At 42.7% G+C, this 6,121-nt stretch carries 2 protein-coding genes and 1 pseudogene; 1 reads left to right on the top strand and 2 read right to left on the bottom strand.

The window, feature by feature from the left end; all coding sequences use genetic code 11:
• Positions 1 to 2,477: NB-ARC domain-containing protein (locus tag ACM0OZ_RS47345; RefSeq protein ID WP_414589906.1), on the bottom strand; the 2,477-nt coding region annotated here is incomplete at its 3' end.
• 582 nt (positions 2,478 to 3,059) lie between these two features.
• On the opposite strand from ACM0OZ_RS47345, the gene ACM0OZ_RS47340 reads away from it, so the two are divergent.
• A complete protein-coding gene (locus ACM0OZ_RS47340) occupies positions 3,060 to 4,607 on the top strand; it encodes an RNA-guided endonuclease TnpB family protein (RefSeq protein WP_414589905.1) in 1,548 nt (515 codons plus the stop codon).
• A gap of 119 nt (positions 4,608 to 4,726) precedes the next feature.
• Here the strand turns inward: ACM0OZ_RS47340 and ACM0OZ_RS47335 are convergent.
• A pseudogene (locus ACM0OZ_RS47335) lies at positions 4,727 to 6,061 on the bottom strand (group II intron reverse transcriptase); the annotation flags it as partial.
• Between the last annotated feature and the right edge of the window lie 60 nt (positions 6,062 to 6,121).

Below are 6,121 nucleotides of genomic sequence, written 5' to 3'. Positions count from 1 at the left end.
TAAGATTCATCAGCAATCTCGCGAGCAACTTTAAGGGCTTCGGGCATTAATGCTTGGGGCAGTTTGTCAGCTAAAGCTCTTAGGGCATCGGCGCGATAAGATTCATTAGCAATCTCGCGAGCAACTTTAAGGGCTTCGGGCAACACTTCGGGCAGTTTATCAGCTAAAGTAGTTAGGGCATTGGCGCGATAATATTCATCAGCAATCTCGCGAGCAACTTGAAGGGCTTCGGGCAACACTTGGGGCAGTTTGTCAGCTAAAGTAGTTAGGGCATTGGCGCGATAATATTCATCAGCAATCTCGCGAGCAACTTGAAGGGCTTCGGGCATTAATGCTTGGGGCAGTTTGTCAGCTAAAGCTGTTAGGGCTTTGGCGCGATTATATTCATCAGCAATCTCGCGAGCCACCTGAAGGGCTGTTTGCAGTGCCTGCTCTTTTAAGACTTGTGACAGATACTCAGCTAAAGAAGTAAGTGTACTTACTTTTTTCTCCGGATCAGGAATTTGCAGGGCATAAGCTAAACCCTGTTCTTGTGTCCATACTTTTTTCTTAACTAGTGCAATTAGCAATTCTTTTGGTAAATTAGCTGCCAAACTGTTCAAGGAAGCTGTCATCAAAGCATAGCGGCACTGTAACCTAATCGAATGTGAGGAGTTTTCTTTTGATATTTCTTCTGCCAATCGCCAAGCACGAGCGACATCTGTCACAAAAATAGCGGTTTGCCCTAGGCGATCGCACGCTTCATACCATCCATTCTTCCCAGCTTTAGTTTCTTCTTTAGTTTCTTCCTGAAGCAGTTGGTGCAACTCCTCTTTTTTACCAGCCTGTTCTAAATGCCAGCTAAGCTTTGCATGAATATAACCATCATTTGGGAGTGTGTGCCATAATCCTGCTTGGGTTTTTCTACGATATCGCTCCAATAGCATCGAATGACCATCAGCTAAACTTTTTAATCCTAAGCCAGGTAATTGTTGCGGGTGTTCAGCAGATGGTTCACTTATGAGCAATTTCTTCGCCATCTCATGCATTAAGTCATGAAGTTTGTAAGTTTGCTTTTGCTCACCGAGGGTTACTCCTAGCTGTAATAATGCCTTGGATTTGAAGGAACGTAATGTCGTTAAAGCTTGTCTAGGAGTCATTTCCCAAAGCGTTGCAGCCATGACTTCAGTAATCGTGACATCTTCTGGTAAAATTCCAAACCATGAAAATTGCCGCAGCATTTCTGGGGTTAAAGAGCGCAAGCTGAGGTTGAAAGAAGCTATTAAGCTATAATGCTTACGTTTTTCTTCGCTACTGTACTGTTCTAAACCTGGTAAATTTAGCGTTTCCAAACGAGCAATATCTGCTTGTAAATCTTCTAGTAACTCTGCCCAGGTTACTCCTTCTGCCACTTGGGCTGCTGCTAAATCCAGTGCTAATGGCAAAAAACCTACTGTAGTAGCTAATTCTTCTGCTAGCTGTTGTTCATCACTGGTTAATTGTACGCCGCGAGATTTTTGCAGTAATGAGAGTGATTGTTTGAGGCTCAATACATCCAAGTCATAGCGAGTTGCACCCTTGATGACTGCTTCTCGCGTCGTGACAAGCACTCGACAATTTGAACCTCCGACTCGAAAAGGTTCTACGTGTTCTGGATTCCAAGCATCATCAACAACCAGCAATGCCTTCTTGTCATAAAGTAATGTCTGCAATTGCAGCTTTGCATCATATACAGTTATGGGTTTGTAGTCACGGTCTCCTAACTGTCGAATCCAGTTACCCAAAAACGGTAATAAGTCAGGGTTTTGACCCAAAGTTACCCATAACACCCCGTCTGGAAAATGAGTTTGCACTTCCAGATCATGTGCTAATGCTGCTGCCAATGTGGATTTGCCAATTCCACCTAACCCATAAATAGCGCTAACAACTAATGTACCTGGTCTGTCCGCTTCTTGATCAAGTAAAGCATTTTTAACAGCTTGCTGATGTTCTGGACGCTCTACAAAATATTGAGGTAGGGATGGAGCTTGACAGAAACAGCTTTTTTTATACTCAGTGCTTGGCTTTTTGAGAGTGGCTGCTGTAGTAGATGCTGCTTGTTGTTTTGATTTTTCGGGTCTACGGTTTTCCCACTCAGTATCAAACTTGTCCAGATTTTTTGCGCTTTCTTTGAACCACGGTGTCAAGGTAAAGTCCCACTTTTCTGTACCCCGCTTTTGCAAACGATTATCTGCCAATATCCCCAAAAAGTCTTCCATTCGTTGCAGGGCTTCTCGGATTTGCGCTTTGGTGAGATGACCTTTACCGTCTTTTTTTGTCAGTGCTTCTAAATGTCTCAGCGTTGTCTCAACTATTAATTTGGGCTGAGCAGAGTTAGATTCATCCCATCTAAACTTGATGTCGCAGTTATCATCAGCCAAGTCGTCCAAGGACATCAATGCTTCAAATAAACGCCTTACTCTCGCTTTGACATCATCGCCGTAAGTAGCTCTTGGCATCTGCTCGGATTCGGTAACTTCCGAAAAGTTTAGGTTTGGGGTAGCAATATCCGAATTGTAGCACCTACCCCAAACTGCTATCTTTTAGTTCACACAAACTTTAACCGCCGTTCTACCACCATACTTGCTTTGGGACTGTACCCTAAATCGAACCTAATTTCTAGAACAAACAAATGAAATGAGGTTCAAACCATGAGTCACAATTCCCCTAATTACCTTGTCGCTACACCTGAAATACGCGGGAGCGTGGTAGCCCCGAAATCCGAGGCTCAAGAAATTAAATGAATTGAGACTTCTTTTGTTATTTATATCGGGGCGGAAACGCGACACGGGCAGATTTATCTGCCGTGACTTTTTCTTATCAACTACTCAATATATTCACTGCAACTTAAATTATTTAAAACCGCTTGTTGCTCTACTAGTTCCCATGTTTCTGTTGTTAGCCATATTCCTTTTTGTTTTTTCAAAGAGCTATAAATAACAAGTTGATTTTTTAGTTTTTTTTGTCATTTTCCTGTTGAAATACTTAGAGCAATGCATTAAACTAAGAATAGCTTAACACAACCAAGGAGGTGATTTTAAGTGGCAAAAAGCAAGACTCCATCATTCATTATCGAAATTCCATTAATTGTTGACAGTCAGCAAGAATCGGAGTTACTATCTCGTTTTCAAGCGTCAAGGCAACTTTATAATGCTTGCTTAAACGAAGCTATGGTCAGGATGGAGTTGGTTCGTAAATCCGAGGTATATCAAACAGCTAGAAAGATATCTAAGGAACAAAAGAAGAAACGCTCAGAAGCATTCTCTAAGGGTAGGGAGGCTTACAGATATTCAGATTACGATTTACAGGCTTATGCCACTATAGTTAGTAATAAATCTAAATGGATTGCAGAAAAAATTGATTCCAATACTCAACAGACGATAGCCTCTCGCGCCTTTAAAGCTAGTGAAAAAGTCTTGTTTGGGTTAGCTACAAAAGTCCGTTACAAAGCATTCTCTCGGTTTAAGTCAGTAGAGGGGAAATCCAACAAGCAAGGTTTAAGGTGGAAAGACAATTCCGTTGTTTGGGGTAAACTCAAACTTAAACCAATTATTGACGAACTGAACCCAGTCATACAGCACGGGCTAAAAAGCAAGGTTAAATATGTTCGCTTATTGTGGAGGGACTTAAACGGAACTAGGAGATGGTATGTTCAGTTAGTCAACGAAGGAACCGCTTATCAAAAACCAAAAAACTATGTTTCCAATGGACTAGTAGGGATTGACGTTAATATTTCCAACATTGCATTTGTTGCAGATAAGCATGCTGGATTGTTACCTTTTGCAGAAAACGTTCCCACGTTTCAAAAAAAGATAACTCAACTACAACGGAAAATGCAACGCTCTCAACGTGTTGCCAATCCTAGTAATTACGAGCCAGATTTTCAAGCCAAAAAAGGACGTAGGACTATTACCAAAAAAGGGAAGGTAATAAAAGGTTGTCGTAATTGGAAAAAATCGAAAAATTATCAGAAGACTGCACTTAACAAGCGGGAACTAGAACGTAAAAAGAGTGCATATGCTCTGTCTCAAAATCGTGCTGTTGTCAATGAAATTTTGAGACATGGCAATGTGATTAAAGCTGAAAAAGTATCTGTAAAGGGATGGCAGAAACGTTACGGCAAGGCAATTTCTGCTAAATCGCCTGGATTTGTCCAATCTGAATTGCAACGTAAGGCTGAGAGTGCTAACGGTCAATTCATCACTTTTTCTACTCAGAAAACTGCATTGTCACAAACTCATTTGAACGGGCAACGCATTAAAAAGACCCTATCAGAAAGAGCTCACAAAGATGTCACAGGCAAAGCAGTTATGCAGCGCGATCTCTTCAGCGCTTATTTGAGTAGATTTGTTAATGAGGATCAGCTTTTATGGGAGGATGCTGCTAGTCAGTATTCGGGGACGGAGTCGTTCCTTGTGGATGCCTGGAAGCGTTATGAAAAACAAACCGCGAGTCAAGTAGGCAAGCCTGAAAGCGGGAAGACTCATTCTCCCTCAGAGCGGTTATCCCAGAAAGGCAAAAAGTCTAGCCAGATAGTCAGTAAGGACGAAAAGCTAGTCCCAACTTTGCCCGAATCCGCGTCACTTTAGTGCGCGGAGTGGCTCAAAAGAAACAGGTTTACCGTTAGAGTCGAGAGGAGCTATTATGCTCCGTCCCTCTCTGTTAGATCCGTGCTTGTGACTTTCACCACACACGGCTCCCGATGTTCTTAGCTTTCGCTTTTGCTCATGTGTATGTAATCGTGACAGCTTTCGTGAACCGCTAGAAGGTTGTTGTTCTTCCAGTTGCTATGATTTCCATCTACGTGATGTAGGTGTACTCTCTCTCCGGTGAGCATCTTTAAGCCACAATGACCGCATGAATGGTTCTGCCTTTTGAGGGCTTTAGAGGTGTTGCCGTCGTAGAGCTTGCTATTGCGTTCGCTCCAGTAGGTTATATCTCCGTCATGGGGGGATTTTCTTCCAGTCACCATGACGTGTTTACCTTGAGAGTAAGGAACTTTGGGGAATGCCTTCTCAACAAGCTTTATGCTTGAGTAGCGGTCATTCTTGGTTTCCTTATTGAATACCTTGAATGTTCTGTGGTTTAAGAACCATAATGAATTGCGTGAGCCTTTCATCTTGCAGAACCTATGGTAATTTCTCCAGCCTCTTATGATGGGGGCGAGCTTTTCAGCTTTTTCCCCTGAACCATAGTTCGAGTTGTTGACGATTCTCTTGACTTTCTTGCGGAACTTTTTGTAGTTATCCACAGAGGGAACACATCTAAACTTTCCGTTGCTTTGCACGCTTATGTGCCAGCCTAAGAAGTCAAATCCATCTGTCGCGGCGGTTATCTTGGTTTTCTTCTCGCTGACGTTCATTCCTCTTGCTGCTAGAAACTGGTTGATTCTTTCAAGTATCTCTTCGGCGTTATCTTCTGGTCTAAGTATAATTACCATATCGTCCGCATAACGGATTGATGGTTCTGTGATATCTTTTTCCCGAGTATTGGGAGTTATCCTTCTACCCTTGATAGAGTTATATCTGTGTATACTTTCGATTCCGTTGAGCGCAATATTAGCTAATAGCGGACTGACCACGCCTCCTTGGGGTGTTCCTTGCTCGGGAAATTCGGGGTTTATTCCGGCTTTCAAACATCGGAAGATACCGATTTTCAACCCTTTTGGTGCTATCAGGTTATCCATAATAGTTGTGTGGCTTATCCTGTCGAAGCATTTTTCGATATCGAGTTCGATGACTCGCTTTTCCTTTCCTTTTGCTTTAGAGTTTAAATTCGAGAATATCGATTGTTGCGCATCGTGTGCGCTTCTACCGGGTCTGAACCCATAACTCCGAGCGTGGAAAGTTGCTTCGTGCGCTGGTTCCAAGGCATATTTGGCTAGGCATTGCCAAGCCCTATCTGCGATGGTGGGGACTTTGAGGAGGCGAGTACTTCCGTCCTTTTTGGGGATGGGTATCACTCGCAGTCTGTTATGATGCCAATTATTGCAGTTGGTCTTGAGTGATACCTCAAGAGCAAATCGTTCCTCAAAATTGAGGGACTTTTAGCTATCCCCCGTATCTTCTATTAGTTCATCAACAAGTTTTCTTAGCCGTTCTTG

This window comes from Scytonema sp. PCC 10023 (assembly GCF_963920835.1).
In the GTDB taxonomy this organism is placed as follows: Bacteria; Cyanobacteriota; Cyanobacteriia; order Cyanobacteriales; family Nostocaceae; genus Kalymmatonema.
The sequence above is the reverse complement of the archived record's forward strand: the minus strand, read 5'-3'. Positions and strand labels throughout refer to the sequence as shown.